Annotated in this window: 25 protein-coding genes; 11 read left to right on the top strand and 14 right to left on the bottom strand. The window is 36.8% G+C overall.

Going from position 1 to position 23,746, the window contains the following annotated elements; genetic code table 11:
- Positions 1-9: 9 nt before the first annotated feature.
- Entirely contained in the window at positions 10-933 is a 924-nt protein-coding gene (locus tag B5X51_RS05070; protein WP_079719809.1) for a NifU family protein, read from the bottom strand.
- A 60-nt stretch (positions 934-993) separates the two neighbouring features.
- Here B5X51_RS05070 and B5X51_RS05065 point away from each other — a divergent pair, with 60 nt between their 5' ends.
- On the top strand, positions 994-2,040 hold the full coding sequence (locus B5X51_RS05065) for a PorP/SprF family type IX secretion system membrane protein (protein ID WP_079719808.1): 1,047 nt from the start codon (positions 994-996) through the stop codon (positions 2,038-2,040).
- On the opposite strand, the gene murI is transcribed toward B5X51_RS05065, so the two are convergent.
- From murI to B5X51_RS05025, 8 genes are all read right to left on the bottom strand, one after another.
- Entirely contained in the window at positions 2,037-2,834 is a 798-nt protein-coding gene (gene murI / locus B5X51_RS05060) for a glutamate racemase (RefSeq protein ID WP_079719807.1), read from the bottom strand. The two genes, B5X51_RS05065 and murI, sit on opposite strands and share 4 nt — an antisense overlap.
- Positions 2,835-2,904: 70 nt before the next feature.
- Positions 2,905-3,414, bottom strand: a complete 510-nt coding sequence (locus tag B5X51_RS05055; RefSeq protein WP_079719806.1) for an OmpH/Skp family outer membrane protein — start codon at positions 3,412-3,414, stop codon at positions 2,905-2,907.
- Between the two features lie 43 nt (positions 3,415-3,457).
- The gene (locus B5X51_RS05050; RefSeq protein ID WP_079719805.1) at positions 3,458-4,261 is read right to left on the bottom strand and encodes an OmpH/Skp family outer membrane protein; all 804 of its coding nucleotides are present in this window, start codon (positions 4,259-4,261) and stop codon (positions 3,458-3,460) included.
- A 33-nt stretch (positions 4,262-4,294) separates the two neighbouring features.
- Positions 4,295-6,913, bottom strand: coding sequence for an outer membrane protein assembly factor BamA (gene bamA / locus B5X51_RS05045; protein WP_176132726.1), 2,619 nt, complete (start codon positions 6,911-6,913; stop codon positions 4,295-4,297).
- Between the two features lie 7 nt (positions 6,914-6,920).
- A complete protein-coding gene (locus tag B5X51_RS05040) occupies positions 6,921-7,661 on the bottom strand; it encodes an isoprenyl transferase (protein WP_079719804.1) in 741 nt (246 codons plus the stop codon).
- Between the two features lies 1 nt (position 7,662).
- Entirely contained in the window at positions 7,663-8,367 is a 705-nt protein-coding gene (porG, locus tag B5X51_RS05035) for a type IX secretion system protein PorG (RefSeq protein ID WP_079719803.1), read from the bottom strand.
- A gap of 100 nt (positions 8,368-8,467) precedes the next feature.
- Entirely contained in the window at positions 8,468-9,352 is an 885-nt protein-coding gene (locus tag B5X51_RS05030) for an NAD kinase (protein ID WP_079719802.1), read from the bottom strand.
- Positions 9,349-10,005 carry a CBS domain-containing protein gene (locus B5X51_RS05025; RefSeq protein ID WP_079719801.1) on the bottom strand — a complete coding sequence of 219 codons (657 nt, stop codon included), beginning with the start codon at positions 10,003-10,005 and terminating at the stop codon, positions 9,349-9,351. The genes B5X51_RS05030 and B5X51_RS05025 overlap by 4 nt, the downstream gene beginning before the upstream one ends.
- A gap of 90 nt (positions 10,006-10,095) precedes the next feature.
- Here B5X51_RS05025 and B5X51_RS05020 point away from each other — a divergent pair, with 90 nt between their 5' ends.
- The 8 genes from B5X51_RS05020 to clpX all read left to right on the top strand — a co-directional run bounded on the left by B5X51_RS05020 (position 10,096) and on the right by clpX (position 18,437).
- The gene (locus B5X51_RS05020; RefSeq protein ID WP_079719800.1) at positions 10,096-10,809 is read left to right on the top strand and encodes a pyridoxine 5'-phosphate synthase; all 714 of its coding nucleotides are present in this window, start codon (positions 10,096-10,098) and stop codon (positions 10,807-10,809) included.
- Positions 10,810-10,834: 25 nt separating this feature from the next.
- The gene (locus B5X51_RS05015; RefSeq protein WP_079719799.1) at positions 10,835-11,599 is read left to right on the top strand and encodes an alpha/beta fold hydrolase; all 765 of its coding nucleotides are present in this window, start codon (positions 10,835-10,837) and stop codon (positions 11,597-11,599) included.
- 119 nt (positions 11,600-11,718) lie between these two features.
- Positions 11,719-12,978: an OmpP1/FadL family transporter gene (locus B5X51_RS05010; RefSeq protein WP_079719798.1), complete on the top strand. Its 1,260-nt coding sequence runs from the start codon at positions 11,719-11,721 to the stop codon at positions 12,976-12,978.
- Positions 12,979-12,987: 9 nt separating this feature from the next.
- Positions 12,988-14,526, top strand: coding sequence for an SGNH/GDSL hydrolase family protein (locus B5X51_RS05005; protein WP_079719797.1), 1,539 nt, complete (start codon positions 12,988-12,990; stop codon positions 14,524-14,526).
- An 89-nt stretch (positions 14,527-14,615) separates the two neighbouring features.
- Positions 14,616-14,957 (top strand): phage holin family protein, encoded by a 342-nt coding sequence (locus tag B5X51_RS05000; protein ID WP_079719796.1) that lies wholly within the window; start codon positions 14,616-14,618, stop codon positions 14,955-14,957.
- An 87-nt stretch (positions 14,958-15,044) separates the two neighbouring features.
- The gene (gene tig, locus B5X51_RS04995; protein WP_079719795.1) at positions 15,045-16,367 is read left to right on the top strand and encodes a trigger factor; all 1,323 of its coding nucleotides are present in this window, start codon (positions 15,045-15,047) and stop codon (positions 16,365-16,367) included.
- Between the two features lie 107 nt (positions 16,368-16,474).
- Entirely contained in the window at positions 16,475-17,152 is a 678-nt protein-coding gene (clpP, locus tag B5X51_RS04990; RefSeq protein WP_079719794.1) for an ATP-dependent Clp endopeptidase proteolytic subunit ClpP, read from the top strand.
- A 52-nt stretch (positions 17,153-17,204) separates the two neighbouring features.
- On the top strand, positions 17,205-18,437 hold the full coding sequence (gene clpX / locus B5X51_RS04985; protein ID WP_079719793.1) for an ATP-dependent Clp protease ATP-binding subunit ClpX: 1,233 nt from the start codon (positions 17,205-17,207) through the stop codon (positions 18,435-18,437).
- 111 nt (positions 18,438-18,548) lie between these two features.
- Here clpX and B5X51_RS04980 read toward each other — a convergent pair whose 3' ends face one another.
- The 4 genes from B5X51_RS04980 to B5X51_RS04965 form a co-directional block, all read right to left on the bottom strand.
- Positions 18,549-19,130 carry a DUF1989 domain-containing protein gene (locus tag B5X51_RS04980; RefSeq protein WP_079719792.1) on the bottom strand — a complete coding sequence of 194 codons (582 nt, stop codon included), beginning with the start codon at positions 19,128-19,130 and terminating at the stop codon, positions 18,549-18,551.
- Positions 19,121-19,738: an FMN-binding negative transcriptional regulator gene (locus tag B5X51_RS04975; protein WP_079720719.1), complete on the bottom strand. Its 618-nt coding sequence runs from the start codon at positions 19,736-19,738 to the stop codon at positions 19,121-19,123. The genes B5X51_RS04980 and B5X51_RS04975 overlap by 10 nt, the downstream gene beginning before the upstream one ends.
- A gap of 2 nt (positions 19,739-19,740) precedes the next feature.
- Entirely contained in the window at positions 19,741-20,436 is a 696-nt protein-coding gene (gntA, locus tag B5X51_RS04970) for a guanitoxin biosynthesis heme-dependent pre-guanitoxin N-hydroxylase GntA (RefSeq protein ID WP_079719791.1), read from the bottom strand.
- Positions 20,437-20,561: 125 nt separating this feature from the next.
- A complete protein-coding gene (locus tag B5X51_RS04965; RefSeq protein ID WP_079719790.1) occupies positions 20,562-21,083 on the bottom strand; it encodes a DUF421 domain-containing protein in 522 nt (173 codons plus the stop codon).
- Positions 21,084-21,275: 192 nt separating this feature from the next.
- Between B5X51_RS04965 and B5X51_RS04960 the strand changes: the two genes are divergently transcribed.
- Both B5X51_RS04960 and B5X51_RS04955 read left to right on the top strand, forming a co-directional pair.
- Entirely contained in the window at positions 21,276-21,962 is a 687-nt protein-coding gene (locus B5X51_RS04960; protein ID WP_079719789.1) for a glycerophosphodiester phosphodiesterase, read from the top strand.
- 73 nt (positions 21,963-22,035) lie between these two features.
- Positions 22,036-23,256 carry a BaiN/RdsA family NAD(P)/FAD-dependent oxidoreductase gene (locus B5X51_RS04955; RefSeq protein WP_079719788.1) on the top strand — a complete coding sequence of 407 codons (1,221 nt, stop codon included), beginning with the start codon at positions 22,036-22,038 and terminating at the stop codon, positions 23,254-23,256.
- Here the strand turns inward: B5X51_RS04955 and B5X51_RS04950 are convergent.
- Entirely contained in the window at positions 23,253-23,729 is a 477-nt protein-coding gene (locus B5X51_RS04950) for a TspO/MBR family protein (RefSeq protein WP_079719787.1), read from the bottom strand. The two genes, B5X51_RS04955 and B5X51_RS04950, sit on opposite strands and share 4 nt — an antisense overlap.
- Positions 23,730-23,746: the final 17 nt, after the last annotated feature.

The following is a 23,746-nucleotide window of genomic DNA, read 5'->3' as shown; positions in this document are numbered from 1 at the left end:
TTCCAGAAATTACCCGTTTACTGCCTCTACGTAATCTACTTTTCCGCGAAGCATATCCCTAAGCATTGTTTCAATTCCGCTTTTAAGTGTCATTGTTGAAGAAGGGCAGCCGCTACAAGCTCCCTGAAGTATAACTTTTACCGTTTTACTCTCAGGATTATAGGAGTCAAAAAGAATATTTCCACCATCACTTGCAACTGCAGGCTTAATATACTCATCTAAAATTGCGATTACTTGTTTTGAAGTATCATCAAGGTCTTTAATCTCCTGGCTAACCTCTGGATTAGCAGGGTGGGTTGACGCTTCTGTTTGTTGAGGTACTGACGCTTCAGCTTTTAAAACCTCTTTCCCATCCTGTAGGTAGTTGGTGATAAATTCTCTTAACTCTAATGTTATTTCTTCCCATTCAGCTACATCATATTTATGGATAGAAACGTAATTAGAATCTATAAAAACAGCTTTTACAAAAGGGAAATGAAAAAGTTGTTGTGCAAGTGGTGCGTCTTTTGCTTCATCAATATTTTTAAACTCAGCAGTTTTTAAAACCAGCTTCTTATTTGCTACAAACTTCATTACTCCAGGGTTTGGAGTACTTTCAGCATAAACCGTAACGGGAACATTTTTTGTTTGGTCTGCATCTTCCTTAATTACTACGCCATCTTTATTTAGAAAATCTTCTATTTGGGAGGCAACTTCTTCCTGCACATCATTCCAATCTACGATATCATACTTTTCTATCGCGATGAAATTTTGGGCGATGTATACAGTTTTTACAAAAGGAAGATAAAACAATTGTTGTGCTAATGGAGATTTAGCTGCTTCATCTATATTATTAAATTCAAAGTTTTCGTGCCGGGTTAAAAATTTATTGGTCTCAAATTTAATGATTCCCGGCTTGTTGGTGCCTTGTATATTTATGGTGAAATTGCTCATATTTATTTTTTTGCGAAAGTACTAAAGAAAACTTAGTTAATCTATATCTTTACTTTTCTTATGGGTATTAAATCTTTATTTATCAGGTGTTTTAAAACAAATGAACTTTCAATAGTTGCCAAAAATAGTTTTGTAATATTATTTGTTTTTTTACTGTGCTCCCCAGCGAAAGCCCAGGAAGTAATACCTGTTTATTCAGATTATTTAACCGATAATCTTTTTCTTATTCATCCTTCTATGGCCGGTGCGACTATGAGAAATCAAATAAGGCTTACTGCCAGGCAGCAATGGTTTGACGTTGATAATGCTCCCAGCTTACAAACACTGGCTGTAAATGGTAGGGTTGGAGACAAAATTGGTATTGGTGGAATTGTTTTTAATGACCAGAATGGAAATTTCTCTAAAATTGGGGCTTACGGAACATTTGCCTATCACTTGCTTTTCTCCAGAAGTGAATTAGCCCTGAATAAATTGTCCTTTGGAATTAGTGCCGGTATTATTCAGCATAGATTAGATCAAAGCGGTTTTACAGTGTATGATCCCATTGTCAGCGGAAATAATATATCCGATATTTTTGCGAATATGGATTTGGGTATGTCCTATTACTACCTTGATTTTTATGCACATTTAGCTGCAAAAAATTTGATCTCGGTAAATCGGGAGCTTTTTTATTCTGCTGCTGTTCCCAGCAATCAACGCAAGTATTTATTTTCTACAGGTTATGTATTCGATTATAATAAAGACTGGAGTTACGAGCCGTCTACCTTATTTCAACTACGTGAAGCTACTAATGAAATGAATATTGACTTAAATTTGAAAATTTATCACAATGTAGATTTTGGTCAATTATGGGGCGGACTTTCATACAGAAATAGTTTTGAAGGAGCCGAGTACACTGCTGAGGGTAATGCAATTGAAAGTCAAAAGTTGCAGTACATTACTCCATTTGTAGGTTTAGATTACAATAATTTTATATTTGGTTATACTTTTAGCTATCAGTTCAACTCGGTAGTATTAAGCAATAATGGCTTTCATCAAATCACTATAGGATACAATTTTGGAAAAAGTAGATGGCGATGGGATAGAAATGTCCCGGCAGTTAATTAGAAATCCAGATAGCTGACTTTATAACTATATTTTGCGGCTTCAGTTAAATTTTCCAACACCTTTAGATTGGTGTTGCTGAAAAATTCTGGAATAGGTCTTTGCATTGGTTCTTCCTTCAGCAATAAATTATTGGTTTCAAGAATGGATTTTGTTTGCCTTGCTACAGCCTCTCCAGAATCTATAATTACTACTTCCTTTGGAAGTAATTCTTTGAGTATAGGAATAAGATAAGGATAGTGGCTACAACCCAGCACCAGGTAATCTATTTTATTTACAAAGAATGGTTCCAGTAATTTAAGTAAAAGGCTTTTCATTTGAGGGGAATCCAGTTCACCTGCTTCAATAAGTTCTACCAGGCCGCGACCTTCAATTTCTACCACATTAATATTTCTTGCATAAAAATCTGAAGTTTGGGAGAAAAGCGTGCTGGTTAAGGTTCCGCGGGTGGCAAGTATGCCTATGGTTTTTGATTTAGATTTTAAAGCAGCCGGTTTAATTGCCGGTTCAATGCCTATAAAAGGAATGGAATACTCAGTCCTTAAGTCTTTAATAGCATTGGTAGTGGCGGTATTGCAGGCAACAACAATGATCTTAGCGCCCATATCCAGGAGCTTTTCAGTGTTTTTCCGACTAAGATTTTTAATTTTTTCTATTGGTTTTTCTCCGTAGGGCGCGTTTTTACTATCGGCTAGATAGATAGTTTTTTCAAAAGGGAGTAATTCGTGAACTTCCCTCCAAATAGAAGTTCCTCCAACACCGGAGTCAAATATGCCTATAGGTTGTGAATTGCTCATTGGTACAAAAATAAAAACTGCGCCTATAAGGGACGCAGTTTTTAATCTTTATTTATGTTTTGGGTGAAAATTACATTCCCAATTCGGCTTTTACATCTGCCATAAGGTTTTTACCATCGGCAAGAATTACTCCTGTTCCCGTAGTAGAATCAAGTACATAGTCAAAACCTTGTTCTCTGGCTACTTTTTGGATAGCTTCACGGGCTTTTTCAATTACCGGTCTAATAAGATCGTTTTCTTTCTTTTGAAGTTCCTGTCTTGCTCTCTGGCTGTGCTCCTGGATTCTTCTTTCAGTTGCTTGAAGTTCACTTGCTCTTTTTGCATTTTCTTCTTCTGTTACTGTTTCAGCTTCAGATTGGTAACGTTGCATAGTGTTTTGAGCTTCGGTAAGCATATCTTTAATCTCTGCATCATAAGTTTTTTCTAGCTTTTGCAGCTGGGACATGGCATCTTTATAAGCAGGCATAGTTTCTACTAGTTCCTGAGTTGCAATGTGGGCAACTTTGCTCTGTGCGTTAACAAATGCAGTAGCTCCTATGGTTAATGCAAGGGCTATAAAAAGTGTTCTGAATTGTTTCATTTTAATTGATATTAATTGTTTAAGTATTAAGGTTTAAAATTATTTAGTTTATTGTGTCTTTTCTTTTTCGGGCCGCTTCAATTGAATCTCTTTTTTGTTGTCTTTCTTTCAAAATTCTTTCTCTGCGTTGTTCAAATTCTTTTTGTCTTGCTTCTTTAATAGAATCCTGTTTTCTTCTTCTTTCTTCTATTAAAGCCTCTCGTTCGTTCTTTCTATCTTGAATTGCTTTTTCGCGTTCACTTAATTCTTTATCTTCTTCTGCTGTGCGCGCCTCAGCTCTTTCCAGTTCCAGTTCTTCTTGTTTGGTCTCAATTTGTCTTCGGTTAGAAGCCCTATTGATACTTCTTAAAACCTGCTCGCTTAAGTCAAAACGGTTTTTAGCAAAAAGCATTCCTGATTCAGCATTTCTATCAAATATAAAATCGAAATCCCTGGTTTCAGCTATTTCCTGTACCGCTGTGAAAACCTGATCTTGAATAGGCTTTATTAATTGCCTCTTTTGAATCATATAATCACCTTTTGGGCCAAAACGTTTCTGCTCGTAATTAGTTGCCTGCTCTTGCTGATAAGCGATCTCTTCTTCCCGTTCTTCAATTAATTCAGGAGTAAGTAGCGCTCGCTCATTTTGTAAGTTGGTTTTCATTTCAGCAATTTCGTTTCGTTTTTGCTCAATTTCATTTTGCCATTCTTTAACTCTTTGATCTAATTGAGTTGAAGCTTGCTGATATTCCGGAACATTTTCAAGTATATACTCCATGTCCACAAAGCCTATATTTATTGGCTTTTGAGCGTTAGCTCCAAGCCCAATCAAAATAAATAGTGTGAATAAAGATGTTCTTTTAAGCATACTTAAATCGAATATAGAAAATATCGTGCCAAATTAAAATTGTTGTCCAATTATGAAATGAGTTTCCCATCCATTAGCTCCAGGTTGTCCTCCTATAGAGTCGAAACCATATCCAAAATCTATTCCCAGTAGTCCAAAGGCCGGCATAAAGATTCTTAATCCTGCCCCTGCAGATCTATTAAGTTGGAAAGGATTAAAATCCCTGAAGTTATCATAAGAAGCACCAGCTTCTAAAAAGGTAAGTGCGTAAATAGATGCCGAAGGTTTTAGGGTTATAGGATATCTAAGCTCTAAAGAATATTTGTTATAAATGGTGGCCCCATCATCGTTAACTCCTGCTGGGCGATCTAAAGGAACTACAGATTGGTTTGGATACCCTCTTAACTGGATAGTCTCTCTACCATCTAAACTAAATGCTCCAAGACCATCACCACCAAGAAAGAATCTTTCAAAAGGAGGTACGCCACGTTCGCTGTTATAAGCTCCAAGGAAACCGTATTCGGCATTGGTTTTTAAAACAAGCTTGTCGTAAATTTGAGTATACCATTCTCCGCTAAATTTAACCTTATAGAATTCTAACCAGTTAAATTTCTTTTGGTCTATTTTGCGTTGATCACCAACAGCATTTTCTGGAGTTACCCTGTCGCCTTGCTGGTTAATAAGATTGCCATTTTCATCTTCTAATTGATACTCTCTTTTTTCGGCTAAATTGGCATAATCAACCCCATTCCAAAGAGAGAATGGAGGTGTGAATTTAGCAGTAAGCTTAAATTTAGAACCTCCCATTGGGAAAATAGGATTTACGTAAGTGTTATCCCTTGTAAGTCCGAAAGTGTAGGTGAAGTTATTAGAATGCCCGTCACCAAAAGTAAATAAGCCTGTATTATAGTTATTTAGATTGTAGCGTTGAAAACCTAAAGAGTGAGATACTGTGATGTAAGGATCTGGCACTGTTAAACGTTTTGCTAAACCAACATTTACCCCAAGAATATCAAAACTTCTACTTCTATCAGCTTCTCTATTTATATAATCAAATAAGAACTGCCTTGTGTAAGAAAAAGAAGTTTGAAGGCTTACCGGCTTTTTACCTCCTAGCCAGGGCTCCATAAATGAAAGGCTGTAAGTTTGGTAAAAAGTACTGGCCTGTGCTCTAAGGGAAAGTGTTTGCCCATCTCCCATAGGTACCGGTTTGTAAGCTTCTTTGTTGAAAATTCCAGACAAGGAGAAGTTGTTGAAAGAAAGCCCTAGAGTTCCAATAAAGCCTCCGCCACCATAACCACCTTGCAATTCTATTTGGCTGGCACCTGCTTCTACCACAGAGTATTCAAGATCTAAAGTACCCGATTGAGGATCTGGATCTACAAATTTTGGCTCTAATTGTTCTGCATCAAAAAAACCAAGTTGCCCAAGTTCCCTTACTGTGTTTACCACATCTTGCTGACTGTATTTTTGCCCGGGTTTGGTTCTTAGCTCACGGTAAATTACGTGGTCTTTTGTTTTGTCGTTTCCGGTTACTTTAATGTTGTTGAAATAAGCTTCTTTTCCTTCAACAATTCTTATTTCAAAATCTATGGTATCGTTATAGACATTGGTTTCTACAAGATTGATGTTAGAAAATAAATAACCGTTATTTTTATAAAGGTTAGAAAGATCTTCTCCATCTGGTTTGGTTTCATCGGCAATTCTTTTGTCTAAAAGAACGCCATTGTAAACATCACCTTTTTTTATTCCCAAAGCACGTGCTAATTGTGCATCTGTGTAAACCGAATTTCCAAGAAAATCAATATTTCCTATATAATATTGGTCTCCTTCTTCAACTTTAAGGTTTAAAGCAATGGTTTCGTCATCAATTTCAACAAGGGAATCTGTTACGATTCTTGCATCACGGTAACCGCTTTCCTTATAGTCATCTATAAGGCTTTCTTTGTCTTCCTGATAATCTGCCCGTACAAATTTAGATCTTTTCCAGAAGCGAATAATATTTTTCTGCTTCGTGTTTTTCATAGATCTTCTAAGCTTGGCATCAGAAAATGTTTCGTTACCACTAAAGTTGATTTCAGCAATTTTAACTCTATCTCCCTGATCTATGTCTATAAGCATATTTACCAGGTTGGTGTTCGCCGTAGTATCAATTACCTCGCTGGTGCTAATTTTTGCGTTAGCATTAAAATATCCTTCTTTACGATATTTACTTTCAATATAGTTTTTAGTTGTGGTAATAAGGTTCTCTGATACCTTAGCGCCGGTTCTCAGTTTGTTCTCCTTAATAATTTCTTCCTGTTCCCGCTTTTTAAGGCCGGTAACTTTAACTTCCTTTAGTTTTGGAACTTCCTGGATTTCAATTTCCAAATCGGCAACATTACCATCACTTACATTAGTAATATAGAAATTGATATCGCTAAATTGATCAATATCCCATAGTTTATTGATCACGCTGCTAATTTTGTCGCCGGGAATATATATTTCTTCTCCCTTTTTTAAGCCGGTATATGCAATCACGGTTTGCTCGTTAAAACTAACAGTCCCTGTAACTTTAATATCTCCAATTATATATTTTTTACCATCTGCTAATGGTAAGCCTTGAGCTTGTGAAGAAATGCTAAAAATTAAACTACATGCTACGGCCAGAAGGCTAAATATTTTCTTCGTCATGAATGCGCTAACTGAGTTGCTCACTGGTTTTTCCAAATCGTCTTTCTCTATTTTGATAATTGTAAATGGCTTCAAAAAGATTTTCTTTTCTAAAATCTGGCCATAATATTTTTGTAAAATATAATTCTGCATAAGCAATTTGCCATAACAGGAAGTTGCTAATGCGTTGTTCTCCGCTAGTTCTGATCAATAAATCTATTTCCGGAAAATTTCGGGTGTAAAGATGCTGATTTATAACCGATTCATCAATAGCATCGGCGGTTATTTCATTATTTTTAACTTTCAGGCTAATTTCACGTATTGCAGAGGTTAATTCTTCTCGAGAACCATAACTAAGGGCAAGGTTTAGAACCATGCGAGTGTTGGTTTTAGTTTTTTCCATAACCTCGTGAAGTTCTCTATAAACTTTCTTTGGGAGTGTTTTTAAATTACCTATTGCGTTTAGCCGAATATTATTTTTCTCAAGAGTTTTAATTTCCTTTTTTAAAGAGGAAACCAATAGGCGCATTAAGGTGTCTACTTCTAGTTTTGGCCGTTTCCAGTTTTCCGTTGAAAAGGCATATAGTGTTAAATATTCAATACCAATTTCTGCTGAAGCTTCTACCACATCTCTAACAGCGGCTGTGCCTTCTTCGTGCCCGGCAGCTCTTAAAAAGCCCTTTTGTCTAGCCCATCGCCCATTACCATCCATAATTATGGCAATATGTCTCGGTAATTTTTTAATATCTATGTTCTCTTTGTAATTCATATTAAAATCGGCTATAGCAAGGTTCTCTGCCCCATGAAAAGGTGAAATTCACACCTGTAAATACATACCAATCATTGGTATTTCTATTTCCAAATTCTCTGTTTGGCATTCTATTTCCAAAAATTTCTTCAGGCCAGCTTCCATCTAGATTGTCGGTAAATGTATAACGAACTCCTACTTCTAAAGCCCCTACAATATGGCGCGTAATACTTTCTTTATAACCAAAAACCACCGGTATTGCAAAATCCCAGTTGGCACCCTGATTTTCCAGTTGGCCATTTGGGAAATTGGAATCCAATAATAAATGATCTGCCCTAAAATATGTGATTCCCGTATAAAGATAAGGTGTGCTTTGCGGGTGGCCTTCGTGAAGATCAAAACTCCAGAAATTGTACTCTATACCCAGGGAAGCCTCTGCAATGGTATTGTTGAAGGAGTAGCCTCTATTAGCCCTTCTAGGATCGTTAGAATCTGCATCGTCTGCATTTATTTCAGCGTATAAAAGAGAAAATCTAAAAGCGTGGCGTGGACTGCGATTCCATTTAAGAAGTGCACCTCCAACAAGGCTATTAGGCAGGACAAAACTGGTTCGACCTACGTCACCAATGTAATTGGCGCCACCAATATATGGTCCTACCTCAAATGTTTGTGAATGTGTCTTTGGAGTAAAAATAAGCAATATTACTACAACTAATAGGTACCTCATAGGTTTTCAAAAGTTTGCAAATATAACAATAATGTTTGCTCTACAATAATTTGAGCAAATTTGTACATGTTCTTAAACAGTTTTTAAAATCATTTATTGCTTAATTGCGCTTATCTTCTCCCCACATAAGCTTTTTTCGCAGCGTTTGGAGAAAACTATCGCCTTTAAGTTCAACAAGGTTTATTGTGTAGGGTGCTTTTTCTATAATAATTTCAGTATCATTTTCTAGAGTGGCAATTCTAGAATCCATAGAAACCAAATGGGATTCTTCCCGGCCAGATACCCGAAGGGTTATTTTTGTGTCGTCTTTTACAACCAGGGGACGCGCATTTAAATTATGCGGCGCAATAGGAGTGATAATAATAGAGCCCGCATCTGGTGTAATTACCGGGCCGCCGCAACTAAGAGAATAACCTGTAGATCCTGTTGGGGTAGACACAATTAAGCCATCGGCCCAGTAAGAATTTAAATACTGGTCGTTTAGCCATGTATCAACCGTGATCATGGAGGTAGTGTTTTTTCGGCTTACGGCTATTTCATTTAAAGATATATTTTTAAAAACGGGATCGTGGCTGGAAGGATTAGTACTAATATTTAATACGGTACGTGAGGAAATGCTATAATTTTTTTGCAATATGGTCTCTAAGCTATTTTTAATCTCCTCTTTTTGCATGGTTGCCAAAAAACCTAATCTCCCTGTGTTGATGCCTACTATGGGAATGTCTAAATTCCTGATGTAATTAATAGATTTTAAAATAGTACCATCTCCGCCAATGCAGAAGAATAAATCAAAGCTGTTATCCAGTTCCTCAAACGTGCTGAAATGAGAATAATCTTCGTCAATGGTTTTATTTAAATGTATAAGTTCCAGAAAATCTTTCTCAATGATTACATTGATGTTTTTACGTTTTAGTAATTCCAGAAGCTCTGCTATATAAGTTCCGGCATTAGTATGGTAAAACTGACCGTAGATGCCTACTTTCATATATTCATATATTTGTCTAGATACTTAGAGCGGTCCCTAAGGTTTTTGTTGAAATTGTCTTCCCGGTGTTCTGAAATTATTTTATAACCATATCTGCGGAAAGACTGGATAATTTCATTTATTCCCGAAGGACTTAATTTTACGGTGATTTGAACCACATCATTTTCAATTTTTGATATAAACGAGCCCAGGATATTGGCGCTGTTAGATTCTATAATCTGTACAATTTCACTAAAAGAATAATCTTTACTTCCTTTTTGAATTACCAGAATATTTCCTGCTTCGCTCAAGAATGGAGTTTCATTGAATAATGTAATAATTTCGTTTAATTCAACATAGCCTAAATAATGGCTTTCTTCATCTAAAACCGGTAAAATATTAGTGTTGTTTTTTGCAAAGCGTTCTAAAATATCCAACCAGAAATCAGTGTTTCTAACAAAAAAACCTTCTAGAGCATATTGGTAATCTTCCAGAGATTTTTCGGCTTCAAAGCAACGAATATCATTTTCTGAAATGCAACCCATATAAATACCATTGTTTTCTACCGGTAAATGCGAATAGGTTAGCTGGTTGAACAAGTCCTGGACCTCCCCAATTTTATCAGAAAAATGCCTTATGGAGACATCGTTTATTATAAAATCATCCATCTTCATGATGTCGTTTCCTTTTTATGCAAATTAATTAAAATAAAATTCATTAGGGCATTTCCAAGTTTGTATTTTTGTTAAACAAAAGCTTATAAAATGACGAAATTAAGTATAAACATCAATAAAATTGCCACTTTAAGAAATGCTCGCGGAGGCAGTATTCCCAATGTGGTTGAAGCAGCTAAAAATATAGAATCTTTTGGAGGGCAGGGTATTACCGTACACCCCAGGCCAGATGAACGGCATATAACTTATCAGGATGTTAGGGATCTCTCACCTATAGTGAAAACCGAATTTAATATTGAAGGAAATCCGGTGGCTAAATTTATTAATCTCGTAATGCAAGCTAAACCGACCCAGGTTACTTTAGTGCCAGATGCTGAAGACGCTATTACCTCAAACGCGGGTTGGGATACTATTAAAAACAAAGAATTTCTACAGGAAGTAATTCAGGAATTCAAGAATAACGGAATTAGGACTTCAATTTTTGTAGATCCAGATGAGAAAATGATTGAAGGTGCTGCAGAAACAGGAACAGATCGTATTGAATTATATACCGAAGATTTTGCAGTAAATTTTGCCAAAGGTGATAAATCTGCTGTAAAGCCTTACCAGCAATGTGCAGAATTAGCGCATAAATTAGGTTTAGGGATTAATGCCGGTCATGATCTTTCTTTGGAAAATATTAAATTTTTTAATGACAATGTTCCTCATCTGGATGAGGTTTCTATTGGACATGCACTAATCGCTGAAGCTCTATATATGGGATTGGAATCTACAATCAATAAATATCTTGAGCTGTTGAAATAATTCATTTTTCGAAATAAGAATAAACATGAAATTAAATTCTATAATAATAGGAGAGGGTGCGCCGCTTTTAATTCTCCACGGTTTTTTGGGGATGAGCGATAATTGGAAAACCATTGGTAATAAGCTTGCGGAAGAAGAGAATCTTCAGGTTCATCTTATAGATCAGCGTAATCATGGGAAAAGTCCGCATACAGATGCTCATAGTTATGAATTAATGGCTAAAGATATTGAGGAATATTGTGAGCAGCATTCTTTATCAAATATTATATTGATGGGGCACTCCATGGGGGGTAAAACTGCAATGCTTGCCGCTGCAAATTACCCTAATCTTGTAAAAAAACTTATCGTAGTGGATATTGCTCCAAAATATTACGAACCACATCATCAGCAAATTTTGAAAGGCTTAACGGCCCTGGAGGATACCGATCTGGAATCAAGGCAGGATGCCGATAAAATACTTTCAGAATTTATTTCAGAAAAACCGGTGCGACTTTTTCTGTTAAAAAACTTAAAGCGCAAATCTGAGGGCACTTATTGCCTTAAAGTGAATTTAGAAACTTTAAAAAATAATATTGAAGAAATTGGCAGGGCGCTTCCGCAAGATAAAACTTTTAAGGAGGCTACGCTTTTTGTAAAAGGTGGAAATTCAAATTATATTAAAGAAGAAGACAAAGCCGATATAAAAAGTCAATTTCCAAAGGCAGAATTTAAAGAAATTGCAAATGCAGGTCACTGGGTGCATGCTGAGAAAATGAACGATTTCTATAGCATTGTGGTTAATTTTCTTTAAAATCCTTCTCAATTTATTATGTGCGCATAATAAATATTGCAATTTTCTTGAGTAATATGTAATTTATGCTAAATTTGAAAGCAATAAATTATTAGAATAGAAATAAATCCAAATCAATTATGAAAAAATTACTTTTCCTTGGCCTTTTTGGTCTAATGGCGGCGGTAACTTATGCTGGTGGGTATAGGGTGAGTCTTCAGGGGCAAAGATCGCTTGCTATGGGCCACACAGGAGTGGCGGTGGTTAACAATGCTGAACTTGCTTTCTTTAACCCGGCAGGACTCGTGTACCTTGAAAACAAAATAAATGTAGCTGCAGGCGCCAGTGCTGTATTTTCTAATGTGAAATATCAAAATTCAGAATTCGGGCTTAGTTCTGAAACTGATAGTGCGGTGGGAACTCCTTTTTATGCTTATGGTTCTTATCGTGTAAACGATTGGTTAACCTTAGGTTTAGCGGCTTATACTCCCTATGGAAGTAGTGTAGAATGGCCAACAGATTGGGCGGGATCTCATTTAGTGAATAATATAGATCTTCAGGCTATTTACTTCCAGGCTTTAGCTTCTGTAAAGATTTCAGATAAAATAAGTGTTGGGGGAGGACCAATCTATGTAAATGGATCGGTAAACTTTAACCGTAACCTTAACCGTACATTAACCGATTTAGACGGTAATCGTGCTAATGTAACAGTAGACGCCAGTGGGGTTAGCGCTTTTGGATGGTCTGCCAGTGCCATGTATAATGCGACTGAAGATTTGCGTTTTGGTGTTAATTACCGAAGTGAAATTATGGTGGATGCCGAAGGTGGAGATGCTACTTTTGAGAATATTCCTAATTCTCCATTAGCGCCATTTCAGGATACAGAATTTGATGCGTCTTTACCAATGCCAGCCGAGCTTACGGTAGGGGTGTCTTATGCACTTCTAGATAAATGGCTTTTAGCTTTTGATTATAATATGACTTATTGGGATGTGTATAATTCTTTAGACCTGGACTTTGCAAATCCGCAAATTCCAGATTCTGAAAATCCACGTAATTATAAAAACTCCTCTACCTATAGATTTGGTTTACAATATCTTGCTAATGAAACTATTACTTTGAGAGTTGGATATTACTTTGATGAGTCTCCGGTACAGTCTGGTTATTTTGCGCCAGAAACTCCAAGAAACGACGCACACGGATTCACCGGTGGTCTTTCTGTAAATGTGAGTGATAAATTTTCTATAGATGCTGCTTTCCTTTATAATAGATATGAAGAGGTAGACGAATCTTACGCTCCAGATCCGGCAGACTTTCCAAATTATGACGGAGTTCCATTTAAAGGAACTTATAAGACTTCAGCCTTTATTCCGGGACTTGGTGTAACCTATAAATTATAAAATTAGAAGATGAGACATTATTTTAAATATATAGCAGTGGTGGCTTTGGGAATTGTTTCCTGTGAGCCAGAATTTGATAATCCGGTAGACGAAGCCGGTGCTTATACCAATGGTGAAGCCGACTTTTCAAGATATGTAGCCCTGGGTAATTCCCTTACGGCCGGTTATGCAGACAATGCCCTTTATATTACCGGGCAGGAAAACGCGTATCCAAACATTCTTTCTCAGCAGTTTGAAAAAACTCAGGATGTAGAGGAATTTACCATTCCGTTTATGAGTGATAATGCCGGTGGGCTCCTATTAGGTGGAAACCAAATTACGCAAAACCGATTGGTATTGGCAGTTGATGCAAATGGTGATCCTTCTCCGCGGGTTTATTCAGGAATGCAGCCAACCACCGAAGTTGGAAATGTATTGCAGGGGCCATTTAGTAATATGGGTGTGCCGGGAGCTAAGTCTTATCATCTAGGTTTTTCTGGCTACGGAAATATTCAAAACCTGGCTACGCAATCTGCTAACCCGTATTTTGTTCGTTTTGCCTCTTCGCCAGATGCCACAGTTATGCAAGATGCACTTGCCCAAAACCCAACTTTTTTCTCTTTATGGATAGGAAATAACGATGTGTTGGGTTATGCTACTTCTGGAGGGACAGGTGTAGATCAAACTAATAATACCGATCCTACTACTTACGGTGATAGTGATATCACAGATTCTAATGTTTTTGGTAGCGTATACAGTCAAATGGTACAAAGTCTGGCTGCCAACGCCAGTGGAGGGGTGCTTGTAAATATTCCTGATGTTGCATCGGTTCCTTTTTTTACTACCGTTCCTATTAAGGCTATTCCGTTAGACGCGGCAACAGCAGGAGCGCTTAATCAGCAGTTTTCAGCGTATAATACGCAAGTTCTTCCAGGTTTGGTTCAAGCCGGTTTTATTACAGCAGAAGAAGCTCAGGCAAGACAAATTAACTTTGCTGAAGGTCAAAATTATGTGACATTGCAAGATGAATCGCTTACTAATATAGGTCAGGCCATTCAGGGGGAGCCTTTTAACCTTGATCCCCAAACTGCTGCTTTGTTAAGTCAGTTGAGACAGGCAACTCCAACAGATCTTATTCCTTTAACCAGTGCCGGTTTCCTGGGAACTACCGTAGGTGATAATCCTAATATGGTGAACGGAGTTTCTGTTCCATTAGGAGATCAGCATGTATTGACAAATGCTGAGCAGGCTTTGGTTAGAAACGCTACTCAGAAATATAACCAGGTTATTTCTGGATTGGCTCAGGCAAATGGTCTTGCATTAGTAGATGCAAATGCAATGCTGAAACAATTGGCCGAAGGCGGCATTTCTTTTGATGGAGGAACTATAACTTCCACTTTCGCCACAGGCGGAGCTTTTTCTCTTGATGGAATTCATTTAACCCCCCGAGGAAATGCAGTGATGGCCAACGAAATCATTGATGCTATTAACTCAACTTATAGCGCTAGTGTGCCTAAAGTAAATGTTGGTACTTATAGCACTGTTACTGCAAGTAACGAGGTGCAATAAAAAACCACTACTTAGTTTATAAATATAAAGCGCCGGATCTATTCCGGCGCTTTTTTTGTATTTTTCAGAAACTAACTAATCTAAATATTATGAATTTTATATTAAGAATTTTACTTACCGCACTTGCTGTGGTGATCCTGGCTAAATTTTTACCTGGTGTTGAAGTAAGCGGATATTTAACTGCCATTGTTGTAGCACTGGTTATTGCCATATTAAACTTGCTGGTGAAACCTATTTTGGTGATCTTCACCTTACCCGTAACTATTTTAACGCTAGGTTTATTTTTGCTGGTTATCAATGCGATAATTATTTTATTAGCTGATGCTTTTGTTTCAGGATTTGGGGTTAGTGGCTTTTTCATTGCGCTGCTTTTTAGCTTGCTTTTATCCTTGTTTCAATCCTTGCTTTTTTCGTTATTGGGAAAAGATTAGGAACTATACTGGAATTCAATAATTTGAAACTTTGTTGGCTTGGGAAAAAAGTGTAATTTTGCACTCCAATTTTTATAACAAGTCAAGATGAATATTACCAGAGAGAATATTGATGAATTGAATGCGGTGGTAAAAGTAGATATCGCCAAAGAAGACTATTCCGGTAAAGTTGAAAAGATCCTAAAAGATTACCGTAAAAACGCCAATATTCCCGGCTTTAGAAAAGGTCATGTGCCTATGGGAATGGTAAAAAAACAATACGGTCAGGCCGTTTTGGTAGATGAGGTAAATAAGCTTTTACAGGATTCATTAAATAAATACCTTACCGAAGAAAAACTGGATGTTCTTGGAAATCCTATTCCTAAAGAACAGGAGAATTTCGATTGGAATAAAGAAGAATATACTTTTGAGTTTGAACTTGGTTTGGCTCCAGATTTTGATGTAAAGCTTGAACTTGAAAAACCGGTAACTCATTATAATATTGTTGCAGACGAGAAAATGGTAAATAGCCAGATTGAGTCTATGCGTAAGCAATATGGGAAGATCACTTCTAAAGATGAAGCCGAAGAAGGAGATATCGTTGCCGGAACTTTCAAAAATGAAGAAGAGGGAATTGAGAAGAACACTTCAGTTGAATTAGAAAAAATCAAGGGCAAACGAAATCTAAATAAATTTGTTGGGGCTAAAATTGGAGATGTGATTACTTTAAAGACCAAAAGTCTTTTTGAAGATGATCATGACCTTGTTCAGCATCTGGATGTAGAGCACGATAAAGCTCACGATCTTGATATTGAAGTTGAGTTTACGGTAAATGAAATAAGTCATAGAGAACTTGCTGAACTTAATCAGGAATTATTCGATAAGCTTTTTGGAGAAGGTAAAGTAACCAGTGAAGACGAGCTTAAAGAAAAGATCAAGGAAGATGCAGCAAAGCAATTTAAGCAGCAAAGCGATCAGCAGTTAATGAACGATGTGACCAAGCAGCTTATTGAGCAAACAAAATTTGAACTTCCTAAAGAATTTCTTCAAAAATGGATTCAAACAGTTGGTGAAAAGCCAATGACAGAAGATGAAGCCAAAGAAGAATATGAAAAGAGCGAAGAAGGTTTGCGTTACCAGTTAATTGAAGGTAAAATTGTAAACGAAAATAAACTTACAGTAGAGTTTGAAGATCTTAAAGCTTTTGCGAAAGAAAAGATCAAAGAACAGATGGCGCAGTTTGGCCAAATGAACCCTGAAGATAAGGAACTTGACGATATCGCGGCAAGAATCCTATCTAATCAGGACGAAGTAAAAAGAATGTCAGAGCAATTAATGAATGAGAAATTGCTTGGTTTCTACAAAGAGAAAATGTCTTTTGAAGAAAAAGAAGTGACTTATGATGAATTTGTGAAAGAGATTTACGAGTAAGCTTTTTCTATAAATTTATACTTATATTTAAGGCGTTAAACCATTCGGGTTAACGCCTTTTCACTTAAAAGGCAGCTAAGAGAAAAAGCTTAAAAAAAAGAAGATTAATGGATTACGGAAAAGAATTTGAAAAATACGCCACTAAGCATCACGGTATAAATAGTAATTATTACCAGAAAATAGTGAGCAGTATGACTCCAACAGGGATGACTCCTAATATTATTGAAGAGCGACAAATGAACGCTGTGGCTATGGACGTTTTTTCCAGGCTAATGATGGATAGAATTATCTTTATGGGAACAGCAATTAACGACCAGGTTGCAAATATTATCCAGGCGCAAATGTTGTTTTTAGAAAGCACAGATGCTTCTAAAGATATCCAGATATACATTAACTCACCCGGAGGAAGTGTTTATGCAGGTTTGGGAATTTATGATACTATGCAGTTTATAAAACCAGATGTGGCTACAATTTGTACAGGAATGGCAGCCTCAATGGGAGCTGTATTACTTTGTGCAGGTGAAAAAGGAAAAAGAAGCGGTTTGCCACATTCCAGGGTGATGATTCACCAACCTCTTGGTGGTGCCCAGGGGCAGGCTAGTGATATAGAAATCACCGCAAGGGAAATTTTAACCCTTAAAAAAGAGTTATACGATATTATCGCTAAACATTCTGGACAAACTTACGAGAAGATAGAAGAAGATAGTGATCGCGATTACTGGATGAAGGCCGATAAAGCCAAAGATTACGGTATGATAGATGAAATTTTAACGAGAGAAGGATAAGAATTAATTTTCAGTTGATTATTTTATATACTGAGAATTGAAATTTGATGAAATGGCGAAAGAAGAATTAGAATGTTCGTTTTGCGGTAGAAAAAAACCTGAAACTAATTTGCTTATAGCAGGGCTGGATGCGCATATATGTGATAAATGTATAGAGCAGGCTCACGGCATTGTTTTAGAAGAGCTCAAACAGGGTGAGGCGAAAGAATTGTCCTCAGATTTGATGTTGAGTAAACCCAAAGTGATCAAAGAATTTTTAGATCAATATGTAATTGGGCAGGAAGCAACCAAAAAAGTGATGTCTGTAGCGGTTTATAACCATTACAAAAGACTCTTGCAGCCGGCAAGCGGTGATGATGTTGAAATTCAAAAATCTAACATTATCATGGTTGGGGAAACCGGTACAGGGAAAACCCTTATTGCTAAAACCATTGCAAAAATGCTTAATGTGCCTTTGGCTATTGTAGATGCTACGGTGCTTACCGAAGCAGGATATGTTGGGGAAGATGTAGAAGGTATTTTAACAAGATTGCTTCAGGCAGCCGATTATAATGTTGAAAAAGCACAACGCGGAATTGTATTTATTGATGAAATAGATAAAATTGCCCGTAAAAGCGATAATCCTTCTATTACCAGAGATGTCTCTGGGGAAGGAGTTCAGCAGGCCTTGCTGAAATTACTGGAAGGAACTACGGTTAATGTGCCTCCAAAAGGAGGGCGTAAACACCCCGATCAGAAATTTGTTGAGGTAGATACCGAAAATATCCTTTTCATTGCAGGCGGAGCCTTTGACGGTATTGAGCGAAATATCAGCAAGCGTTTGAATATGCAGGCGGTTGGTTTTAGCGCTTCAAAGAGTGATGATAGTATAGAAAGAACCAACCTTCTTAAATATATTATTCCGAAGGATTTAAAAGATTTCGGACTTATTCCTGAAATAATTGGAAGGTTACCAGCCTTAACTTATATGAACCCGCTGGATCAAAGTACGCTTCGATCTATTTTAACCGAACCAAAAAACGCTATTATTAAACAATATAAGAAGTTGTTCGAAATGGACGATATTGAGTTCGATATGACCGATGATGCTTTAGATTATATTGTGGAAAAAGCGGTAGAGTATAAATTGGGGGCAAGAGGATTGAGATCTTTATGTGAAGCAATCCTTACTGATGCGATGTTTGAAATGCCCGAAAGCGGTAAAAGTAAACTTGAGGTAACTCGTGAATATGCTGAAGAAAAATTAAATAAATCTACTATAAATAAGCTTAAAGCGGTATCTTAAAACGTTGTAGGTATATTTTAGTGCTCATTTTTTAATGGGTGAAAGCTGTCTGTAAATTGTGTTTTAAAACTCATCTTCCAGACAGCTTTTTTTATTTTTAAACTTGAGGTTTTATTTCACTATCTCGTAATGTATAGGTTTAAAACTACCGTTGTTGCTGTCTTCGGCAGAGCAAGCGGTTAAAGCTACAATGAGATCCATTTTAGCTTCAAATAATACGTAATCGCCCGCTTTACTTAATGGTGGTTCAACGCTAATTTTTCCCTTCTCATCAAATTGAACGTTCATAAAAATGTTGAAAGCCGTAGGAATATCGTCTGGCTGAATTTCAAATTCTTCCAAGCTGGTATATAAATTTTCAAAACAACTGGGGTGGTAGCCATCATAATCATCATACATCACCTTAAATGTTTCGGGGCTACATGGCGCGAGTAGAAAATCGTTTCTCCCATTTGTATCTTCAAGAATTTCTGCCATTTTATTGCTGCGATTGCTCCAAAGAAAGTGGCCTGAGCTTATTAAAACAGATTCTTCAAAGTCAAGGGTTTTTCCCGATGATATTTTCTCTCTCCTGTCTTTTGCATTAAATAAAACCATATCACTAACCTGTTCACCTTCGGCATCTATCACTTTCAGTTTCTGTCCTTTTTTTAATTTAAAGGCAGCTCCAGATTGTTTTTTTATTACTTGCATTTATGCTCTCTTTTAATGTTTTCGCTTAACGCGGAATTTAAATTATTTTGCTGTTTTTCCAAATGTGCGGTTACCGAATTAATATCTTCCTTATCATAACCCTGATGCAGTTTTGCAATACCCTTAATTTCTTCTACTTCACACCAGAAACCTGTAATTAAGGGCAAATGCTCTTCAATCATTTTCTTTGGAATATCTTTATAGTATAATGGATCTTCCTGTGGTTTTTCAAAAGTGCCAACCAGTTCTTTTAGCGAGTCTTCCAGTTCCTGCCGGGATTGCATTTTAAGCTTTACATTTACGTGTACCGCTGAATAATCCCAGGTGCTAATGTCTTTTTCTTTATACCAGGAAGAAGAAACATAGCCGTGTGGACCCTGGAAAATCAATAATGCTTCTGTATCGTCTTTTAAGTATTTAAACTGCTCATTATGGTTTGCTATATGCGAAAAGAGACGAAAGTCGTTTGCAGTCCCTTTCGTCAGGACCGGAATATGCGTAGCTAAGAATTTTTCGCCATTAAGTATAAAAGTTGCGAAAGGATGCTGTTGTATAAATTTAAAAAGGAATTCAGGATCGTCCTTTTTGTATTTTTTTGGCTGATACATAGTTATTTTTTTCTGTGAAAAGGACATTTCCATTCCTCTTCAACTTTACGGCCGCTATATTGCCTGGCCTCGCTATTTTCTCCAAAGTCTTCCAACATAGGATTTATATTTCCCTGCAGTTCTATATCACGTTCTCTAATCTTATCACGAACGGTATTAAATGCCCCCATTTCTCTTAACTTTTCAAATTGCCAGTGTAAATTAAAAGCAATTGCGGGATAAGGACTTTGCCTGGCTTTGCGGCTGCTGTTTGGATGCATGCCTACTATATAAAAAGCTTTTCCGGCAATACTAAAACTAAAATTTTTGTCTTTGGGATTATCGCTTACTTCAGGATCCCAGTCTTCATTATCTATATCGTGTAAGAACTCCAGTTGTTTCCAAAGTGCAGTTTCAAATTGCGTTTCAGAAAATGAATCCTGGTCTTTAAAAACCGCCATAAATGTATAGAATTCATTAGACTCAAAATCGTAGTTTTCTATATAGTTCTGTAAATCTTTATATATTTCTTTGGCTGTTCTTCGGCTTGGAAATTCATCGTAGGTATGCAGGTCTAAATGATTCTGGCCCACCACGGTTTGTGCCATCATACAGGGATGGTCTTTAGTTAGAACAAAATCTTCAAATGCTAATTCTGCAGCTTCATCTGCATTAACTTTCCACTTTTTCACTTTAGGTTTTACTCCGGAAGAAATCATAATATCGAATGGTTTTTTATAAAACTACCATCTCTAAGCTGGCGTTCCATAAGGTTTAAGAATAAATTAATTCAAAATTTAATAAGATTAACAGGCAGCCCTATAATCTATTTTAAAAGGTAGATTTACCTCCTTACATCTTTTGTGAGCCAGTCCTCCAGCTCCTGGTCCTCTTGTGAGGTATGTAAAACTGAAATGTCTCCCGTAGATTCAAATACTACCGCACGAACCTGTGAGAGGTGTAAAACATTTGCCTCCCTTAATTTAGAGCGCAAATCACTTTCGGTTACTCTGGCTTTTTTTAAGTTATCATATAAAATAGTTTGCCTATCCATAATTAGTAAGGGAGCATTATCTATTACTTTTTGAACCGCGGGCCAACGTCTTAAGAACGCGGCCGAGATTTGTAAAATATATACTGCGGCGAGACCTACAACTCCCTGTACCAAACTAACAGATTTAGATAAAATAGTTGAGGCTATAATTGAACCTACCGCAACCGTCATCGCAAAGTCAAAACTTGACATTTTAGAAAAACTACGTTTTCCCGCAATTCTTGTAAAAAGTATAATGGCCACGTAAATTCCTAAAGCGGTTAATAAAATTGCTATTATAGACGTCCACGACGCTTCAAACCATTTTTCCATAGTGTAGTTTAATTTATCCGGAAACCTTTAAAATTAATATTATATAATAGGTTTTCGAGAGGTACAACATAAAATTAAGCAGCATCGGTTACAATAAAATGTTAAGAATTTATAAGAGTTTCTAAACGTTCAACAAAAAACCAGATATCGTTAAAAAAACACGCATTTGAGTTAATTGAATACCTTTGCAAAATGGATTTATTGAAAATTGGTCACCGTGGAGCCAAAGGGCATTTGGCAGAAAATACCCTGGAAAGCATACAAAAGGCATTGAATTTTGGCGTTGATGCTATAGAAATTGATGTGCATAGATGTAAAACCGGTGAGTTGGTCGTGATTCACGATTTTACTTTAGACCGAAATACCAATGGAAGTGGTGAAGTCGCTAAAAAGTCTTTAGCCGAAATAAAAGCTTTAAAAGTGGAGAATGCATTTAAAGTACCTCAACTTACCGAGGTTCTGGATTTTATTCAGGGAAAATGCACTATAAATATTGAATTAAAAGGTTTGAATACTGCGACGGCTACTGCCGAAATCATCAAAAAATATATAGCCGAAAAAAACTGGAACTATAAAGATTTTATCGTTTCCAGTTTTCAGAAAAATGAGTTGTTTCAGATGCGGCAACTAGACGAAAATATAGCATTGGGGATTTTGAGTAAAGCCAGTGTTGCCGAAGCAATAGAGCTGGGAAAACTTCTAAAAGCATCGGCAATTCATCCTTCTTTGGGAATAATTACCCGAGATAATGTGAAGGCATCTCACAAGGCCGGATTTAAGGTAAATGTCTGGACGGTAAACGAACTAAAGGATATTCAGCGGATGCGCGAATTTGGGGTAGACGGAATTATTTCTGATTTTCCGGATAGACTTTTTTAATGAAAATACGAGTCAAAATACAAGAATGCTGAAATCTTGAATTTTTGAACTCGAAACTTTGAACCAAAGAAAAATGCAGTATTTAGACATTATAATTATAGGCGGTGGAGCGGCAGGTTTTTTTGCAGCGATAAATGCAGCTGAATTTAATCCCAATCTAAAAATTGCCATTTTTGAACGCGGCAAAGAAGTGCTAACCAAAGTAAAAATTTCTGGCGGTGGCAGGTGTAATGTAACTCACGCCGAATTTATTCCGAAAGAACTTAGCCTTAATTACCCTCGTGGGGAAAAAGAATTGCTGGGGCCTTTTCATGGGTTTATGACCGGGGATACCATGGAGTGGTTTGAGAAAAGGGGAATTGAGTTAAAGATTGAAGATGATGGCCGGGTTTTTCCTGTTTCAGATGATTCGCAAAGTATTATCAACTGCTTCTTGCAGGAAACCGAAAGATTAAAGATTCAGGTTTTTAAGAGTCACGCGGTTCAAAATTTTGGAAAGGAAGAAAACTTCTGGAGTGTTAAAACGAATAAAGGTGATTTTTCAGCAGGAAAAATTATGCTCGCCACCGGGAGTAATCCTAAGATGTGGAGCATGCTAAAGAAACTCGGTCATCAGATCATAGAACCGGTACCTTCTCTTTTTACTTTCAATATTCAAGATGTCCGAATTAAAGATCTACCCGGGATCACTACTGAGGCAGAGGTGAAAATAAATTCTAAAAAGATTAATTTAGAAAGTAAAGGGCCTTTGTTAATAACCCACTGGGGAATGAGTGGTCCGGGGATTTTAAAACTATCAGCCTGGGGGGCAAGGGATCTGGAGAAGCTAAATTATCAATTTGAAATACTGGTAAACTGGTTGCCCGGGTTTACTTCAGAAGAAATCTTAGCTGATTTAAAAGATCTAAAAACAGAACTAGCTAAACAACAGGTGGTAAAAAATGCGCAATTCGATTTGCCTAAACGCTTGTGGAAAAACCTGGTGATAGCTTCTAATATCTTAGAAGGTACTACCTGGGCCGATTTAAATAAAAATCAGCTTCAAGATTTAAGTGATCAACTCATTAAAGGGATCTTTAAAGTAAACGGGAAAAGTACATTCAAAGAAGAATTTGTAACTGCAGGCGGAGTTAATTTGAAAGAAATTAATTTTAAAACTTTTGAGAGCAAGCTTCATAAAAACCTGTTTTTAGCGGGAGAAGTTTTAAATATAGATGCCATAACCGGCGGATTTAACTTTCAAAATGCCTGGACGGGTGGATTTCTTGCCGCAAAAGCAATGAGTGAAGATTAATTAAGTCGCCAGATCTCAAAATTTAAGATCATTGCGAATAATACCCAAACTGCATATGGAATCATTAAATAAGCTGCGGTTTTGCTTACCACTTTGAACCATTTGATGGTGAGTAGTATAAGTATAAATAGCAGCGTGATGCTTAGTAAAGCTAAAAATGGTTTTTGTAGTCCGAAGAAAAGTAAGGACCAGGAACCGTTTATGAGCAATTGAAATCCAAAATGATATAAAGCGGTTTTTACCCATTTATGATAAAAACCTTTGTTCCATACAATTCCGGCAGCAATACCCATTAGTATGTACATTATTAGCCAAATAAAACCAAAAAATATATCGGGAGGCTTAAACCAGGGTTTGTTTAAATTGGGGTACCAGATTTCATGGCCCGTTTGTGTGGCAATTACACCCATAAGTCCAAAGAGCAAACAAATGCCAATGGATACAGAACTTTGTAAAATAAGTTTTTTGGTCATTATTTAGTTTCTAATGC

The sequence above is a fragment of the Salegentibacter holothuriorum genome (genome assembly GCF_900168045.1).
GTDB classification, from domain to species: Bacteria; Bacteroidota; Bacteroidia; order Flavobacteriales; family Flavobacteriaceae; genus Salegentibacter; species Salegentibacter holothuriorum.
Note: the sequence above shows the minus strand (reverse complement) of the source record. Positions and strands in the feature narration are given on the sequence as shown.